We start from the raw sequence: 16,787 nt of genomic DNA, 5'->3' as shown, positions 1-16,787 counted from the left end.
GCGCATCATTAATTTTGCATTTACAAGTGAGCTAGAAAGTCATCATTCATTCATTTGAAGAACAAGTAATTTATAACCGTACTATCAACACAATAATGTCACTATACAGGACTTCTTGAAGATAAGCAAACATTATCGCTTAAAATCCGTAATCATTGTCATAAATATTGAGCTCGCAAGGCGGCCATGCGCACACAAACCGCTGCCCCAAGACGCAATGAATTAATTTCACTCAGCTGAATCTGTAATTGCCATTTGTCGCTTAAATCCCACGGATCTAAATAATCCAACACGACTGTATCCCCCACAAAGTCACTGATGACCCCAGTAAAATCAGTATCAACTAACTGTTCGTCATCCAATTGCTGAATGGTCCCGATATTAATCACCTGTTGGGTTTGAAGTGCTTGTCGCAAAATTAAGCACAATAGATCTTCAGTCGGCAAAGACAACCCAGATAGCTGATCACCTAAATGCCAGGGATCACCATAGCCACCTGTTTGAGCGGCTTGCTGCCACACCGCCGTGCTCCGTAGATAATCGGAAGTCAATTTGACTTCGCCGATAAAATCCCGATTAATCAACTGAATCCCGTTGATAGAACCATTTGGGTCAATAACCTTTAACAACACATGTGTTGCATCTGTTTCTAGAATAGTTCCAACACTAAAAGCTTCTGGATCGACAAAATTATAAATAGCGACTAGCGACTGCCGTTTTTTGGCAGTGACCAACTGTTCAGCTAAATCAGCCATGGCGATAACCTGGCAAAACATGTTCTTGAATAATTTCGGCCATCGCTGCTTGATCATTGGTCGCCCTGGTTACAAGGTTCGCGGCGGCAGCAACTGCAGGTACGGCATTAGCCACCGCTACACCGACACCAGCCGCTTGAATCATTGATAAATCATTAAAGTTATCCCCTACCGCCATTGTTTCACTTTGGTCAAGTTGCAATAACTCAGCCAATTGCAGTAAAGCACGTCCTTTATTGATCCCCTTACGATTAAATTCGATGTAACGTCCAGAAGAAAAGGTTACATCCACGTCATCCCCATACCGAGCCATCACAAAATCAGCTAATTCGTGCTGGCGAGCCACATCCGGTGTTTCAAAAATCACTTTCATGATTGGCTCACTTGCCAAAAAGTTTAAGTCTGGTTCATTCAATCGCGTAAATGGTACAGACCGTGAAGCCATGTACGCGGCATCGGTGGGCGTTTGATGATAAATGTACAATTGATTCAAAGTGTATGCATGGCAACTCACCTGATCAAATGTTCGCCCCGCGTCAAAAACCCCCTTGGCGATCGCAAAGGGAATGGCGTTTGTCGCCAGCACACGGTCACCTGCATTTTCCAAAATAGCGGCGCCGTTAAACGAAATTTTATACTGACCAGGCTGCTGTGCCAATCCTAGTGCCTGCAAATTATCTTCAAAAGATTCATATCCGCGTCCTGAATTAGGCACGAAGTACACGCCAGCTGCAGTTGCTTCTTTAATTGCTTGAATATTTTTAGCACTCAAAGTGCCATCTGTATCAAGCAACGTCTCATCCAAATCACTTGCAATTAGTTTAATCAAAATTGTCACTCCTATTTAGATCATTGTCGTTATGACATCTTCTCTACTTCCTATCTAGGATACCGAAAAAGCAACAGTGTGACAATGATGGAAACGATTTCGTGGTGTATAGTGGAAGTGAATCAATGTATCACGTTAAAACCAATGAAAGAAGTGAATCCTTATGAGTAAAGTTTTCGTATCTGCACCACTTCCCGACAAGGCAACAGCATTGTTGCATGACGCTGGTTTGACCGTCAAGGCATACGCTGGTGATGGTTTAATTGACCATGATCAGTTAAAAGCAAGCGTTACTGACGCAGATTTTCTCATTACCGCTTTATCAACCCAAGTTGACAACGACATCATTGGGTCCGCACCACATTTGAAATTGATCTCTAATTATGGCGCTGGATTTAACAACATCGATGTTGCTAGTGCTAAGGCACATCACATTCCGGTCACCAACACCCCGGCAGTCTCAACAACTTCAACGGCTGAAGTGACAGTCGGCTTGATTTTGGCACTACTACATCGAATTGCAGAAGGTGACCGACTCATGCGTAACACTGGTTTTGCCGGTTGGGCTCCCTTATTTTTCTTGGGGCACGAGCTTGCTGGTAAGACAGTCGGCATCATTGGCATGGGCAGCATTGGCCAAGCAGTGGCTAAACGTTTACACGCTTTTGATATGCATATTTTGTACAGCCAACGTAAGCCATTACCGAGTGAAACCGAACTTGCTCTGGATGCGACCTATGCAACGGTGCCAGAAATTCTCAGTGCCGCCGACATCGTCACCGTCCATGTACCGTTAACTGATGGGACGCGCCACCTCATTGACACGGATGCCATGGCCCAAATGAAATCTAGTGCCGTGTTAATTAATGCAGCCCGAGGCCCAATTATTGATGAAGCAGCTTTATTAACGGCCCTTCAAAATCATCAACTTGCTGGTGCAGCGCTTGATGTTTATACCGACGAACCTCATGTCGCTGATGGTTTTAAAGCGTTAGATAATGTCGTATTAACTCCCCATATTGGTAATGCAACAGTCGAGGCACGTGATGCAATGGCCGAAATTGTAGCCAATAACGTCATTGCCATTAACGCTGGGCACGATGCCAAATTTATCGTTAACCTGTAAGCAAGCTAGCCCACACTATTTTAATCAGCAGACTGGTCACAACTGCTCGCATTCGCTACAATAAATCTAAACCAAATTGACAAATGGGAGGGTTTATTAAGTATGTGGTCAGAGTTTAAAACATTTATTGCGCGGGGCAACGTGATCGATCTAGCCGTTGGGGTGATCATTGGATCTGCGTTCACCGCGATCGTTAAGTCATTGGTAAGCACCTTAATCAATCCACTCCTCGGTTTATTTACAGGTGGCATTGACTTCTCAAGTTGGGTCGTCAAACTAGGCGGGGCTAGCTTTCGGTTTGGCAGCTTCATCAACGCGGTCATTAATTTTCTGATCATCGCGTTTGTTGTCTTCCTAATGGTGAAGGCGATCAATCGTTTTATGCCAAAAAAAGAAGCAGATCAGGCTGAAGACACAAAAACGGATCAACTATTGATGGAAATTCGTGATGAATTAAAAACGGCTAACGACCACACGCCAAAGGAATAATTTTTTTGAACGTCAGACGCCTTGTCTGGCGCTCTTTTATTCGATGAATTGTCAGCAACACATCCGGTAGTCAATCCCAAAATGTTGTACTATATGTGGTAGTGTTAAAAAACTTGAATGAGGAGATATCATGGTGATAATTACCGCAGGCATGATCGGGGTTGGTAAAACCACTCTGACTGGATTAATCGCAGATCACTTACACACAAAAGCTTTTTTTGAACCGGTTGGTGATAATCCGGTCCTTCCCCTATACTACAAGGATCCAAAGCAATACGGTTTTCTGCTCCAGATTTTCTTTTTAAACAAACGTTTTTCAATGATCAAACAAGCCCTAGCTGACGACAACAACGTCCTCGACCGGTCGATCTATGAAGATGCTTTATTTACAAAAGAAAACAATAAGGAAGGCAACATTTCGGATACTGAACTTGATGTCTATCTGAAATTGCTGGACAATATGATGAATGAACTGCAAGAGTTGCCTAAGAAGGCACCCGACTTAATGGTTTATTCAGAAACTGACTTTGAAACGATCCTCTATCGGATTAAAAAGCGCGGTCGCGATTATGAACAGTTTGATGATGACCCTGGTCTACGCGACTATTATTACAAAATGTGGTCAGCGTACAAGGATTGGTATAGCGAATATGATGCATCGCCAAAAATGAAGGTTGATCTACAAAAATACGATTTAGAGGATCCTAAAAATATCCAAGAAGTCTTAGCTGAAATTGATGACCACCTGGCAGCAATTCGTAAATAAGCTTTTCATTAGTGACACAAATAAATCCCCCGCAACAGCTCGAAAACTGAGTCTGTTGCGGGGGATTTATTTAGGTAACTGGGCACTAAAAGTTCAAACTAATCGGCATCCGTTTGATTACCTAATTCGGCAATGGCCTGCGCGTAAATGGCTGCGGCCCGATATAAATCATCCACCGGAATAAATTCATTGGGTTGATGCATCGTGTCTGGCGTATCTGGGAACATGGCGCCAAATGCGACCCCCCGTTTCATCAACCGACCATATGTGCCACCACCAACAACTTCTTCTTTGGCTGGTAATCCCGTTTGCTCGTGGTAAATGTCTAACAGGGTCTTAACGATCGGATCCTCGGCATCCACATAATGCGGCACCATGGCCCGACCAGCTTTAGCCGTACCATTGTGAGCTTGAGCAGCTTTTATAACAGCATCAGTGAGGGCTTCAGCAGTCGTATTCTTTGGATAGCGGAAGTTCAAGGTCACCTGACCTGCTTGTTCAGCAAAACGTAAGATGCCGATGTTCAATGACAATGCCCCCATGACCTCATCGGTAATAGCAACACCTAGATGTGCACCAACTGTATCATCATGAACATCATCGCGTACAAATGTTAAAAAGTCGATTGCTGCGCCACTAAAGGATTGATCAGCCAGAAAGGCGGCTAAGTAAGTACCAGCATTGATCCCATTTTCCGGCATTGCCCCGTGAGAAGCTTTCCCATCGACATGCAGGTGAATCCCGTCTTCCTCGATGGTCACTTCACCGGTCACGGGCGCCTGATCTAAGAAGGCAGTAAAATCACTGACCAAAGCCTCATTATCGCCACTAGTAATCACCGCATCCGCCTGGGCAGGCACCATATTATCTCGTTCACCAGACACAAATGAAATTAACGTGTTATCAGCCTCAGCATCTTGACCACCTTCAAACGTCGCTTTCACCGTGATGTTTCCCTTTTCACCATTGATAATTGGGAATTCTGCGTCCGGTGAAAAGCCTAAGGTCGGCGCTGGTTCGACTTCAAAATAACGATTCATCCCTGTCCAATCGGATTCTTCATCTGTCCCAACAATAAAACGAATCTTACGCTTAAGGGGCAACCCGAGTTCAGACACGATCTTTAACCCATAATAAGCGGCCATTCCTGGTCCCTTATCGTCAGAAGCACCCCGGGCGTATAAACGCCCATCTTTTAAGGTTGGTGTAAATGGATCTGTATCCCACCCAGTATCAGCTGGCATTTCATCCACATGTGCCAAAACAGCCAATGTTTCTTCGGCATCTGGGTCACCAAGTTCTACATATCCAACCACGTTATCAATGTTTTTGGTCCGAAAGCCATCACGTTTAGCTAAACTTAAAAACGTTTCTAAAGCAGCTTTTGGTCCGGGGCCAAGCGGTGCGTCATCGGTGGCCTTACTGTCATCACGCACACTAGGAATCTCGAGCATTGTTTGTAAGTCGGTCATCAAATCTGTTTTACGTTGTGCTACTTCTGCTTGCCAATCTGTCATTTGCCATACTCCTTTTCTTTTCATCATTATGCCATAGTTTAGCATAAATTAAGTGCCAAACACGGACCTGATGACTGAGAATGCTATACTCAACATAAAGTAGTAATGAAAGAGGTGCTTGATGATGGCAATTCAACCGATTACCGAAGCAATTCTACGCCAAACGATCCGGAAACGACCGGCTGACAGTCACAAGGGAACTTATGGACGTGTCGTGTTAATTGGTGGCAATGCGCGTTATGGTGGCGCAATCATTATGGCCACGACTGCCGCGATTTATGCAGGTGCCGGTTTAACCACCACCCTCACCGATCCGCTGAATATTACTGCGCTACATGCTCGCATGCCAGAGGCAATGGTCGTTGATTTTCACGACCTAAAGTTGCTGCGTGAACTAACCGAGGCTGCTAACAGTATCGTCATTGGCCCGGGATTAGGCACAGATGACGATAGTTTGAGTGTTTTACAAACCGTACTTGCAGGCGTCAGCGTTGACCAATCAGTAACCATTGATGGATCTGCGATTGACCTGATCGCGAGCCACGATCTGTCATTGCCACAAGCAAAATTGATTTTTACCCCTCACGAAATGGAATGGCAGCGCTTATCAGGTCTGTCTATTTCACAACAAACACCAGCCAACAACACTCGCTTAGCTCAACAACTTGGTGGCATAATCGTCTTAAAAAAGCATCACACCCAAGTTTTATTTGAGGAGCAAACGTTTGAAAACCCAGGAGGTACACCGGCGATGGCAACAGGCGGTATGGGGGATACCTTAGCTGGTATGGTGGGTGGCTTCACCGCCCAATTTGCTAATCAATTAAATGCTGTCTTGTCGGCTGTTTTCATCCACAGCCAAATCGCTGACGATTTGGCTCACAATGCCTATGTGGTCTTACCTACACAGATCAGTGAAGAAATTCCTTGGTATATGAAACAATATTCTCTACCACAATCTTAAACCCGGCTAATCTAATTAGTGTACTCCTCAACCTCACTCACAATGTTTTTATAAACCGCGGAACATAAGCCAAATAATCCCACGTAAAAAACGAACTTCAAATGATGATGATCATCATTTGAAGTTCGTTTTTTTAAGGCTCGTCGTCGAGCGACTGATGGGCCCCCTTTTTAAATGAATTTATTTTATCCCAAGCCCGCGGCGCGTTGGGTCGCAGCTAGTTCTATTTCTGTCAACGTCCGATAGTGACCTGGCAATAGACCACCACTCCCAATCGTTAAGGGTCCAAATGCTTCTCGATCTAAGGCAATCACTCGTTGTCCCAAAGACCCCACCATCCGTTTAACTTGGTGATACTTTCCCTCTGCTAAGGTGAGCCGAATAGTAGTCTGATTTAGTACCAAGTCCTGCTCACCAACTGTTAATGTAGCAGGCTTCAACCGCGTCCCATCTTTTAGGGTGATTCCCTCAGCAACCTTTGCGACATCATCGGTCGACAGCGTGCCCGTAATCGTTGCTCGATACTGTTTTAAAACATGGTGCTTAGGGCTAGTCAAACGATGTCCTAACTCTCCATCATTCGTAATTAAGAGCGCCCCCGTCGTATCCTTGTCTAAGCGCCCCACTGGAAATAAATCATCGCGAAAATCAGCCGCATTGATCAAATTCATGACCGTCGTTGTATTAACGTCGGTGGTCGCTGTGACAACCCCAACTGGTTTATTCATCAAGTAATACACGAACGGTTGATAAATGACCCGCTCGCCGCCCACAGTTACGATGTCAACATTTGGATCAACACTTTGACGCGCCTGGGTGACTAATTGCTGGTTAAGCCGTACATGTCCGGCTTTAATCAGCTGGCGCGTTTGCCGACGGGTAGCAACGCGCATTTCGGTTAAATATCGATCAATTCGCATTGATGTGCCCATGAAACCTCCTTCTGATTGATCCGTTACTTAATGTGCAATCGTTGACGTAAATTAGCCGCCCGTTCGCCCAACATCGCATCAGCTAAGTGTGAACGCAGAGCTAAGTAGACGTAAACACCCCCGCCAAGCATCGTCGCCAACAGTACTTCAATAAAGGCCAGAGATTTAAATTGGGTATTTAGCACGTGATCTAGACCCCATACTGTCAACCGCGCCACGATAAAAGTCGCCAGCGCGTAGACAATAATCTGGTTCAAGCGATGCCATAATCCTTCCCAGTCTAAGTTAAAGTGGCGATCTAAATTACGCAAAATCAACCAACAAGACACTCCAAAACCGATTGCGGTGGCCAGCAATGGTCCAAGCGCTTCCGCCAACGCAACTAGTGGGAATTGCAGAAGCATTTTCACAGCTAAGCCGATCACCAAGTACCAAATCACCGCTCGGTTTTGATCAACGCCTTGCATAATGGTGGACAACACCGTAAAGAGCCCAAATAGAATGGACAAATAGGCTGAAAATTCTAGCACAATTGACCCCGGCAATGAATAGCGGTAGAAGAACGTGTATAGTGGCACAGAAATTGCCGCCATTCCCAAAGCAGATGGGATCATGATGAAACTAAACAATTGCAACGTGAAATTAATTTGATTACTGGTACCACTTTGATCTTTTAGCGTGTGAGCTTCCGTCAGTATTGGAATCGCAGTGGCAGCTAACGCTGAAGCTAAGGAGACCGTAATCATAATGATTTTATTGGCGTTGAAGTCAAAGAATGCGTACAACGTGTTTTGCATACTGTAGCTGAGGTTTGAAGTTAAATGCATGATCTTGAAAAAAGTCATCTGGTCAAACAATTGGTAAATTGCGATGGCACTGGGAACGATTGTAAATGGAATGGCCTGCCACACGATTTGTTTCAACAACTGGGGAGTCGAAATAATCAGCCCATCGTGTGAGCTAGCAATTTTGGTTCTAAAATAGCCTCGATAGCGCCACATTTGATACACTAAAACACCGATTCCGCCGATGGCTCCTAGTCCCGCTGCAAACGTGGATTGAACCACAGCACGCGGCCAATTTTGCGCCGGCGCATGCCCCATTTCCATGATTAAATAAGCAGTTAGCAACATATAAATAATTCGAATTAACTGCTCAATAAATTGAGACACTGCACTGGGTGCCATCATGTGGTAGCCCTGAAACATCCCGCGCATCATCGACAAAATTGGAAAGACAAATACAGCTAACGTCAATGATCGCAGCACTGGAATCACATTAGGGTCCCCTGTCGTTAACAAGTTAAGTGGTGCAGCTACCCACAAAATCACAGCGGCAATAATGCCCGTAATCAAGGAAAGCAACATTCCACGTTTGAACAAACGAAAACCAATTCCATATTCGTTGAGTGCATTATAATGAGCAATCAATTTTGAAATAGCCGCTGGGATACCTGCTGTGGAAATCATCAGTACGATCGAGTAAACATTGTAACCCTTAGAAAATAAGGCATTGGCTTGGTTATAAAAGCTGCCAAACCAAATCACCCAAGGGATAATGTATAACGCACCTAAGATCCGCGAAGTGATACTAGCAGCCGTCATCCAGCCCGTGCCACGCAAAATCTGTTCTTGGTCAGAGACCGCGCCAGCTTCAAAGCCTGGCTTTTCAACAATTGCGGCTAGATCTTCCTCAGCTTCTGCAGCATTTTGAACAATCGGTGTCGCTGATAACTGTTCATCAGGTAACGAAGACATCCTCGCCGGTTTAACAGTGGATTCTTCAAATGGCTGGTCAACTGATTTATCGACCACTTGGCGCTTTGGCTCAACTGATTCTGATGCTGATCCAACGTTCCTGGCGTTGCTATTTTTAGCATCATCCAGCCCATTCATTGAAGCACTCACTAATGCTTCAAGTGGAACCGGTCGTTCAGTCTCAGCCATTGACGTTGCCGGTGCGATTGACGCCGATACATCTTCGCTAAGCATTTCGTTGGCCACACTCGCTTGGTCAGCTGACATTGTGTTAGAAGCCATTGGCTTACTAGCAGATTCTGGTGACAGTGAACTTGTAGTGGTCTGTGCTTGGGTCGCACTGGTTTTTTCTTCATTATTGGTGACCGCTGATTGCCTCCCACCCTCATCGGCCGTTGATTGACCAGCCGAAGTCCTTAAATGGAAAAGGCCCATCAAACTATTAAGGGTTCTTCGCCGCCGAAATTGTTTACGCGTTGGCAACGGTTGATCTTCAGTTGGTGTTGGATCTTTCTTTGACATAACAATCTCAATTCTAATTAGAGTCAGGTTCCATTGAAGTTATAGTGTACCGCGACTAAGCCAATGATGACACGAAAAAAATCACCTTTAGTAAAATCACAATTAGTTACACAGCCTATTCATTATACGAAGTTTCATTGACCAATTTCAACGATAATCACATGACAGAATCAGTTAAAATTCACAACAATGCCAGCGCTATTCAATTTCAAAAACGGGCGCGATCACCTGAAAAACCGATGGTCACGCCCGTTCATTAAATTCAATCGTCACTAAAAATTAATTAATTAGCGACCACATTGACAATTTTGCCTGGCACAACAATCGTTTTGCGAACAGTTTTACCAGCCAGTGCCTTCTGCATATGTTCATCGGCTAAAGCCAACTCACTTAATTCTTCGCGACTGATGTCTTTGACCACCGTCACGTGGCTCTTCACTTTACCATTCACTTGAAGCACGATTTCCACCGTTCGTTCCACTAATTTTGCTGGATCATACGTTGGCCACGGCTGATAAGCGATGGTTTCTGATTCATTGAAGTAATGCCACAGCTCTTCAGCAAGGTGCGGTACTAATGGTGCTAACAATTTAATTAAGCCTTCCATGTAAGGTACAGGTAAATCATCCACTTTATGCGCTTCGTTCACAAAGACCATCATTTGTGAGATGGCGGTGTTGAAGTGCATGCGTTCATAATCCTCGGTCACTTTTTTGACCGTTTCATGATAAACCTTATCGAGTTGGCCATCGTTAATTGTCGTGACCCGATCACGCAGATGATTGTTATCATCAATCATCAGTCGCCATACCCGTTGTAACCACTTGTAGGCACCATTGATGCCATCTTCACTCCATGGTTTAGATTCTTCCAACGGCCCCATAAACATTTCATACAGCCGCAACGTATCAGCCCCATATTTGTCTACAATATCATCTGGGTTGATCACATTACCTTTTGATTTAGACATCTTCTCATGGTTATTTCCGAGAATCATCCCTTGATTGACTAACTTCTGGAATGGCTCTTTGGTCGGTACCACGCCCAAATCATATAACACCTTGTGCCAAAAACGTGCATACAGCAAATGTAAAACTGCGTGTTCAGCACCACCAATGTAAAGGTCAACTGGAAGCCAATACTTTAGTTTCTCCGGATCGGCAAGCGCATGTTGATTGTGCGGATCGATATAGCGTAAGAAATACCATGACGAGCCAGCCCATTGTGGCATCGTATTCGTATCCCGTTTACCATGGCGACCATTTTTATCCGTCACATTGACCCAATCTTCAATGTTTGCTAGCGGACTTTCACCAGTCCCCGATGGTTCAAGTTGGTCTGTATCTGGCAACGTTAATGGTAATTCATCTTCCGGCACTAGGGTAGTTTCCCCGTCATCCCAATGAATCACTGGAATCGGTTCGCCCCAGTATCGTTGGCGGCTGAAAATCCAGTCCCGCAAACGGTAATTAATCTTCTTACCGCCTGCCTGATGTTCCGTCAACCAATCAACCGCCGCACCAATGGCAGTTTGTTTATCTAAGCCATCTAAAAAGCCTGAATTTATGTGAATCCCATTGCCAGTGTAAGCTGCCTTCGTCACATCGCCACCTTCGATAACTGGTTTAATTGGCAAGGCAAATTTTTTAGCGAAATCAAAATCACGTGTGTCATGAGCTGGCACGGCCATAATCGCACCAGTCCCGTAAGAAGATAGCACGTAATCAGCAATCCAGATCGGCAATCGTTCGCCATTAATCGGGTTAATGCCATAAGCACCGGTGAAGACGCCCGTTTTATCTTTATTCAAATCCGTCCGTTCCAAATCCGATTTGGAGGCGATCTGTTGGCGATACTCACTGACCGCGGCCTGCTGACCAGCTGTAGTGATTTGGTCAACCAAGTCATGCTCAGGCGCTAAAACAAGATATGACGCACCAAATAGGGTGTCCGGCCGAGTCGTAAAGACTTCGATTTTCGTTGCATCGGTTTGATCAGCGATCTCGAAAAACACACTAGCACCTTCTGAGCGACCAATCCAATGACGTTGTTGTTCTTTGATACTTTCGGGCCAATCCAAATCATCTAAATCGTCTAGCAAACGATCCGCATACGCTGTAATTTTCAAAACCCATTGCCGCATAGGGACCCGATAGACGGGATAACCACCACGCTCCGTTTTACCATCGATGACTTCTTCATTGGCGACGACAGTTCCACCCATAAAATCAGGCGCCCAGTTCACCATAATCTCATCTTCATAAGCTAAGCCGCGTTTGTAAAGCTGCTCAAAAATCCATTGTGTCCAACGATAATACTCCGGATCAGTCGTATTGATCTCGCGATCCCAGTCATACGAAAAACCAAGCGACTTGACCTGCTTGCGAAAAACATCAATATTCTGATCAGTAAAACTTTTCGGATTGTGGCCGGTTTTTAACGCGTATTGCTCAGCTGGTAACCCAAACGCATCCCATCCCATCGGGTGTAACACATTGAAGCCTTGCATCCGCTTAAGTCGGCTCATTGCGTCAGTTGCGGTATACCCTTCTGGATGACCAACGTGTAATCCTTGCCCCGAAGGATAAGGAAACATATCCAATGCATAATATTTAGGCTGATCTACACCATCTTTAGCCTTAAACGTATGGTTTGTTTCCCAATATTTCTGCCACTTTTTTTCAATACTACGATGATCGTATGGCATAGTAGCCTCCTTATACAGTTCGTTAACGTTGCCCAAAAACCGTGAACTGGCAGTGGAATTCGATGTCCGCCGACTAAAGACAAGATTGCTCGACACAAAAAAAAGTCCTATCAACTGCCTTCAAGCAGTTGATAGGACGGAATTTTCCGCGGTACCACCTATCTTTTATCAGGCTTACGCTCCCTGACAACCCTCAAAGTCGATAACGCCGACCTGCGAAAACGCCTATAACCTAGCTTCAGCATTTTTGGCTTTAGCGGTGAGTTCAACATTGGCCCTAAACTGACTTGCACCATCCGTCAGCTCGCTTTATTAAAGCCATCATTTACTAATCCGCACCCGTTAACTGTTTAAAAGAATGGTCTTAGCATAGCAGTTCAAACTAGGAAAAACAAGCGCGTTTTGCTCGAAGTAAGGCGGCGACTTTAGTGAGTTTACCATCTTGTACTAGTGTTAATTTAGCTTTAGATCAAATGGTCACAATGTCGTTCACAGTCAGCCAACCTGAACTTTTCAATCAATCTCAAGGCGTGAACCATGTTATAATGAACAACACTCACTTCAATTAATCGGTGGTGATTCTCTATTAATCAAATAACCTCAGTGCGCTGGCAAAGATTCCGCTGGTTGATCGTTAGTCTCGGTTTGCTACTCTTTTTCATTTTGCTAACCGGAGTTCTGCTACGAGCACCACTGCTACTCACATTCGACCAAACATTGACTCACTTAATTCGCCAACCTGTCACGCCTGAGCGAACCTGGTTTTTCCGTAACATCACTCGGTTAGGTAATGTTAAGTTTACATTGGTGGTGATGATCATCTTCTCACTAGGTCTGTGGTGGCGACAAAAACTGCAAGGGGCCCTCTTCTTCGCAATTAACGTGGGCGTCTTGGCATTAGTGGTGAACACGCTCATCAAACACCTTGTTGCCCGACCACGGCCACTTATTTTGCATTTAGTTGCGGCCGGCGGCTTTAGTTTCCCCAGTGGTCACGCCATGAATGTCACTTTGATGTATGGGTCCCTCATCATCTTATGTAACTTATACGTTGATCGTTTTGCGCTACGGGCCGTCTTTAATGCGTTGTTAACCTTACTGATCATCACGATTTGTTTAAGCCGCGTTTATCTGGGTGTTCATTTTCCAAGTGATGTGGTTGCTGGCGCCAGTCTCGCGCTAGCTGAACTCCTTATCTCTCGCTATCTATTCTTTGGCCCGCGCAGTGTATCGGCGATTCGACTTAACTAAATGAACTGGATAAACTGATAAAGCCTCCCAAATTTGGGAGGCTTTATTTTTAGGCCCAGAATGGCCCAATCTTCAAACAATCACTTAATATCTTAACGTTTAAACGGCCAAATCAGGATTCCACGTGTTGCGGACGATCCAGCAGATTCAAAACCCCAGCTAGGATCACTAATATCAACGCAACGATGAAGACGTGACGCACACCACTACCCATAATTGATCGTAGTGTTGGTAAAATTTTTGCTGGTAATTGCTGAGCCGTTTCCGGATTAATCAGCGCGTTCAATTGACTGAGCTTGACTCCCGGGTGGGTGGCCACGCCGTGAGCCAAGCTGGCATTCATCACAATTCCATAAATAGCGAGCATTACTGTCTGAGACAGACTTCGTGCCAGCGTATTAAACGAGGTCGCCATCCCGATATTAACTGGATCGACTAAATGTTGGCTCGTTACCGTTGTCGTCGTAATACTAATTCCAAAACCAACCCCTAATTCAGCAGAGACCACCAAAAAGACCCAAAAAGCGGTTTGGGAAGGTAAAAGAACCAACGCAATGGCACCGATTAAAACAATGCCAATGCTAATGCCTACAATGCGCTGTGGTGTTAACCTTGTAATGACGCGCCCCGTAATAAAAGATCCCACGATCCACATCACGGAACTAGGTGTCACGGCAAAACCTGCTTCTGCGGCACGTAAACCCAGTAGGCCTTGCGTCCACGTCGGAATATAGACGTTAAAACAAATTAAGAAACCGGAAATCAACGCCGCCACTGCATTTTGAACGACAAAAGTCCGTTCATTAAACAGTTGTAAATCAATAATCGGATCCGCTGCCCGCTGCTCTTGCCAAATAAATAGTCCCAGGGCCACGATCGCCATCATGAAGACACCAACAATTAGCCAAACATTGTCAGTCCCATCACCGCTCATTTGAAAGCCGATCATCAAACCCAACAACGCCACGGATAACCAGAGACTGCCAAGCACATCAAGGGGTGCGTCTGCCGGCTGTTGCTTGGGTTCGTGTAAAAAAATCATGATCATCAAGATGGTGACTAAACCGATGGGAATATTAATGAAGAATACCCAATGCCAGCTTAATTGATCAACGATAAAACCACCAAGTAACGGGGCCACTACCGACGCCACACCCCAAGCCGATCCATTTAGTCCCATCACTTGTGCTCTTTTTTCGAAGGGATAAATATCCGCAATGATGGTAAAGGAGACTGGCATAATCGTGCCTGCTCCAATCCCTTGTACTGCTCGCCAAAGAATTAAGGTGCCCATTGAATTCGACAAGCCGCTCATCATTGAACCAAACACAAATACTACCAAACCAAATAAAAAGACTGGCTTTCGACCAATTCGATCCGAAAGTTTGCCATAAATCGGGGTTGCTAATGAATTGGTTAACAAGTAGATGGAGAAAACCCAATTCATCAAGGTGACGCCGTGCAGATCTCCAACAATCGTCGGCATCGCTGTCGACACAATCGTTCCTTCCACAGCTGACATAAAGGTGGCTACAAACAAGGCTACCGTTACCAACGTGACATTAGTCGTCCGTTTCTTCGACATTCACTTATCCTAACTTTCCTTAAAATCATGATTACAATGTCAAAACATCGCATCAGCAGTTCAAATCATAAATCAGTAAACCACAAATATTATGCCATAAAAAACATCCCCGGCTGCATAACGCTACGGGGATGAAACAATCACTTAAATAAAAACTTTTGTTTATTCAGTTGCGACAGCCACCGCGTCTTTTAATGCGGCTACCTTATCGGTCTTTTCCCAGGGTAAATCCAAATCTGGACGACCAAAGTGCCCGTAAGCTGCTGTTTGCTTGTAAATTGGTCGTTGTAAATCAAGCATTTTGATGATTCCGGCTGGCCGTAAATCAAAGATCTGGCGAATTGCCGTCGTCAAAGCTTCTTCAGAAACTGATCCGGTATCAAACGTATTGACTGAGATTGAGACCGGTTGAGCTACCCCAATCGCATAGGCTAATTGAACCTCAACTTTGTGGGCCAGTCCGGCCGCTACAATATTCTTTGCGATGTATCGAGCTGCATATGAAGCCGAGCGATCAACTTTTGTCGCATCCTTACCAGAAAAGGCACCTCCTCCATGACGAGCAAAACCGCCATAGGTATCGACAATGACCTTACGTCCGGTCAAGCCTGCATCTCCTTGCGGCCCACCAATAACAAAACGACCGGTTGGATTAATTAAATATTTCGTCTGGTCATCTAACAAGTGAGCAGGAATAACGGGGCGAATCACCTGTTCGATCACATCCTGACGAATTTGATCTAATGAAACATCCGGGTCATGCTGAGTAGATAAAACGACGGTGTCAACACGAGTCGGCTGCCCAGCGTCATCGTATTCTACAGTCACTTGGGCCTTGGCGTCAGGACGCAAATAACTGACAGTACCATTTTTACGTAGTTGCGCAATTCTACGCATCAATGCGTGACTCAACGCGATTGGGAGTGGCATTAGTTCAGGTGTCTCGTCAATGGCAAAGCCAAACATCATCCCCTGGTCACCAGCCCCAATTTGATCCAACGGGTCAGCTTGACCATCACGCCGTTCCAAAGCATCGTCAACACCCTGCGCAATATCTGGCGACTGTTCATCAATGGCCACCAAAACTGCGCAGGTATCTCCATCAAACCCCAATCGACCATCGGTATAGCCAATCCCTTTAATCGTGTCGCGAACCGTTCTTTGAATATCGACATAAGCGGTTGTTGAAATTTCACCAAAGACCAACACTAAACCAGTGGTAACAGACGTTTCACACGCAACTCGTGCTTGTGGATCCTGTGCTAAAATAGCGTCCAAAATCGCATCACTAATCTGGTCCGCAATTTTGTCAGGATGCCCCTCCGAAACTGATTCGGATGTAAATAAATGACGTTCTTGCATTAAATTTTCCCCCATCTGATAATTTCCGGTTACAAGGCCTCTAAGTACGTTATTACTGTACTTATCCTATCGGGAACGAAACTCATAACTTTAATATGGTAACACGCACACCGTATTTTACAAAACATTGTGAGTGCCATTTAAACCTTTTGGCCGGTTCATTGCACCTGCGGAGAACATTGAAACATACCGAATCTGCATTGACCATCCCAGCAAAGTTGATTA

At 45.0% G+C, this 16,787-nt stretch carries 13 protein-coding genes, 1 riboswitch and 1 other annotated feature; of the genes, 5 read left to right on the top strand and 8 right to left on the bottom strand.

Annotated features, from left to right (window positions below):
* Nucleotides 1-158 precede the first annotated feature (158 nt).
* Nucleotides 159-755 carry a hypothetical protein gene (locus ACYQ0Y_RS00465; protein WP_407882009.1) on the bottom strand — a complete coding sequence of 199 codons (597 nt, stop codon included), beginning with the start codon at nucleotides 753-755 and terminating at the stop codon, nucleotides 159-161.
* Nucleotides 748-1,593, bottom strand: coding sequence for a Cof-type HAD-IIB family hydrolase (locus ACYQ0Y_RS00460; RefSeq protein WP_407882008.1), 846 nt, complete (start codon nucleotides 1,591-1,593; stop codon nucleotides 748-750). Before ACYQ0Y_RS00460 ends, ACYQ0Y_RS00465 begins: the two co-directional genes overlap by 8 nt.
* Nucleotides 1,594-1,747: 154 nt before the next feature.
* Between ACYQ0Y_RS00460 and ACYQ0Y_RS00455 the strand changes: the two genes are divergently transcribed.
* From ACYQ0Y_RS00455 to ACYQ0Y_RS00445, 3 genes are all read left to right on the top strand, one after another.
* The gene (locus tag ACYQ0Y_RS00455) at nucleotides 1,748-2,710 is read left to right on the top strand and encodes a 2-hydroxyacid dehydrogenase family protein (RefSeq protein ID WP_407882006.1); all 963 of its coding nucleotides are present in this window, start codon (nucleotides 1,748-1,750) and stop codon (nucleotides 2,708-2,710) included.
* Between the two features lie 102 nt (nucleotides 2,711-2,812).
* Nucleotides 2,813-3,199, top strand: coding sequence for a large-conductance mechanosensitive channel protein MscL (gene mscL, locus ACYQ0Y_RS00450; RefSeq protein WP_407882004.1), 387 nt, complete (start codon nucleotides 2,813-2,815; stop codon nucleotides 3,197-3,199).
* A 130-nt stretch (nucleotides 3,200-3,329) separates the two neighbouring features.
* Nucleotides 3,330-3,965 carry a deoxynucleoside kinase gene (locus ACYQ0Y_RS00445; protein ID WP_407882002.1) on the top strand — a complete coding sequence of 212 codons (636 nt, stop codon included), beginning with the start codon at nucleotides 3,330-3,332 and terminating at the stop codon, nucleotides 3,963-3,965.
* A 98-nt stretch (nucleotides 3,966-4,063) separates the two neighbouring features.
* Here ACYQ0Y_RS00445 and pepV read toward each other — a convergent pair whose 3' ends face one another.
* Nucleotides 4,064-5,482 (bottom strand): dipeptidase PepV, encoded by a 1,419-nt coding sequence (pepV, locus tag ACYQ0Y_RS00440; protein ID WP_407882000.1) that lies wholly within the window; start codon nucleotides 5,480-5,482, stop codon nucleotides 4,064-4,066.
* Nucleotides 5,483-5,612: 130 nt separating this feature from the next.
* On the opposite strand from pepV, the gene ACYQ0Y_RS00435 reads away from it, so the two are divergent.
* Nucleotides 5,613-6,446, top strand: coding sequence for an NAD(P)H-hydrate dehydratase (locus tag ACYQ0Y_RS00435; protein WP_407882565.1), 834 nt, complete (start codon nucleotides 5,613-5,615; stop codon nucleotides 6,444-6,446).
* Nucleotides 6,447-6,631: 185 nt separating this feature from the next.
* On the opposite strand, the gene ACYQ0Y_RS00430 is transcribed toward ACYQ0Y_RS00435, so the two are convergent.
* The 3 genes from ACYQ0Y_RS00430 to leuS form a co-directional block, all read right to left on the bottom strand.
* Nucleotides 6,632-7,378 carry a pseudouridine synthase gene (locus ACYQ0Y_RS00430; protein ID WP_407881998.1) on the bottom strand — a complete coding sequence of 249 codons (747 nt, stop codon included), beginning with the start codon at nucleotides 7,376-7,378 and terminating at the stop codon, nucleotides 6,632-6,634.
* Between the two features lie 23 nt (nucleotides 7,379-7,401).
* A complete protein-coding gene (locus tag ACYQ0Y_RS00425) occupies nucleotides 7,402-9,657 on the bottom strand; it encodes a putative polysaccharide biosynthesis protein (RefSeq protein ID WP_407881996.1) in 2,256 nt (751 codons plus the stop codon).
* A gap of 283 nt (nucleotides 9,658-9,940) precedes the next feature.
* Nucleotides 9,941-12,364 carry a leucine--tRNA ligase gene (gene leuS, locus ACYQ0Y_RS00420; protein WP_407881995.1) on the bottom strand — a complete coding sequence of 808 codons (2,424 nt, stop codon included), beginning with the start codon at nucleotides 12,362-12,364 and terminating at the stop codon, nucleotides 9,941-9,943.
* Between the two features lie 129 nt (nucleotides 12,365-12,493).
* Nucleotides 12,494-12,710: a binding site (T-box leader), on the bottom strand.
* A gap of 257 nt (nucleotides 12,711-12,967) precedes the next feature.
* On the opposite strand from leuS, the gene ACYQ0Y_RS00415 reads away from it, so the two are divergent.
* The gene (locus ACYQ0Y_RS00415; RefSeq protein ID WP_407881993.1) at nucleotides 12,968-13,615 is read left to right on the top strand and encodes a phosphatase PAP2 family protein; all 648 of its coding nucleotides are present in this window, start codon (nucleotides 12,968-12,970) and stop codon (nucleotides 13,613-13,615) included.
* 112 nt (nucleotides 13,616-13,727) lie between these two features.
* Here ACYQ0Y_RS00415 and ACYQ0Y_RS00410 read toward each other — a convergent pair whose 3' ends face one another.
* Nucleotides 13,728-15,200, bottom strand: coding sequence for an MDR family MFS transporter (locus ACYQ0Y_RS00410; RefSeq protein ID WP_407881991.1), 1,473 nt, complete (start codon nucleotides 15,198-15,200; stop codon nucleotides 13,728-13,730).
* A 162-nt stretch (nucleotides 15,201-15,362) separates the two neighbouring features.
* Nucleotides 15,363-16,562 carry a methionine adenosyltransferase gene (gene metK, locus ACYQ0Y_RS00405; RefSeq protein WP_407881989.1) on the bottom strand — a complete coding sequence of 400 codons (1,200 nt, stop codon included), beginning with the start codon at nucleotides 16,560-16,562 and terminating at the stop codon, nucleotides 15,363-15,365.
* Nucleotides 16,560-16,655, bottom strand: a riboswitch (SMK box riboswitch). (Overlaps the previous gene by 3 nt.)
* Nucleotides 16,656-16,787 lie beyond the last annotated feature (132 nt).

Source organism: Furfurilactobacillus curtus, assembly GCF_054657915.1.
The sequence above is the reverse complement of the archived record's forward strand: the minus strand, read 5'-3'. Positions and strand labels throughout refer to the sequence as shown.

Bases quoted from the DNA above. Each gene is read 5' to 3' on its own strand.
- ACYQ0Y_RS00455 (WP_407882006.1), top strand. From the start codon at position 1,748: ATGAGTAAAGTTTTCGTATCTGCACCACTTCCCGACAAGGCAACAGCA.
- ACYQ0Y_RS00425 (WP_407881996.1), bottom strand. From the start codon at position 9,657: ATGTCAAAGAAAGATCCAACACCAACTGAAGATCAACCGTTGCCAACG.
- metK (WP_407881989.1), bottom strand. From the start codon at position 16,562: ATGCAAGAACGTCATTTATTTACATCCGAATCAGTTTCGGAGGGGCAT.
- pepV (WP_407882000.1), bottom strand. From the start codon at position 5,482: ATGACAGATTGGCAAGCAGAAGTAGCACAACGTAAAACAGATTTGATG.
- ACYQ0Y_RS00410 (WP_407881991.1), bottom strand. From the start codon at position 15,200: ATGTCGAAGAAACGGACGACTAATGTCACGTTGGTAACGGTAGCCTTG.
- ACYQ0Y_RS00445 (WP_407882002.1), top strand. From the start codon at position 3,330: ATGGTGATAATTACCGCAGGCATGATCGGGGTTGGTAAAACCACTCTG.
- ACYQ0Y_RS00465 (WP_407882009.1), bottom strand. From the start codon at position 755: ATGGCTGATTTAGCTGAACAGTTGGTCACTGCCAAAAAACGGCAGTCG.
- mscL (WP_407882004.1), top strand. From the start codon at position 2,813: ATGTGGTCAGAGTTTAAAACATTTATTGCGCGGGGCAACGTGATCGAT.
- ACYQ0Y_RS00430 (WP_407881998.1), bottom strand. From the start codon at position 7,378: ATGGGCACATCAATGCGAATTGATCGATATTTAACCGAAATGCGCGTT.
- leuS (WP_407881995.1), bottom strand. From the start codon at position 12,364: ATGCCATACGATCATCGTAGTATTGAAAAAAAGTGGCAGAAATATTGG.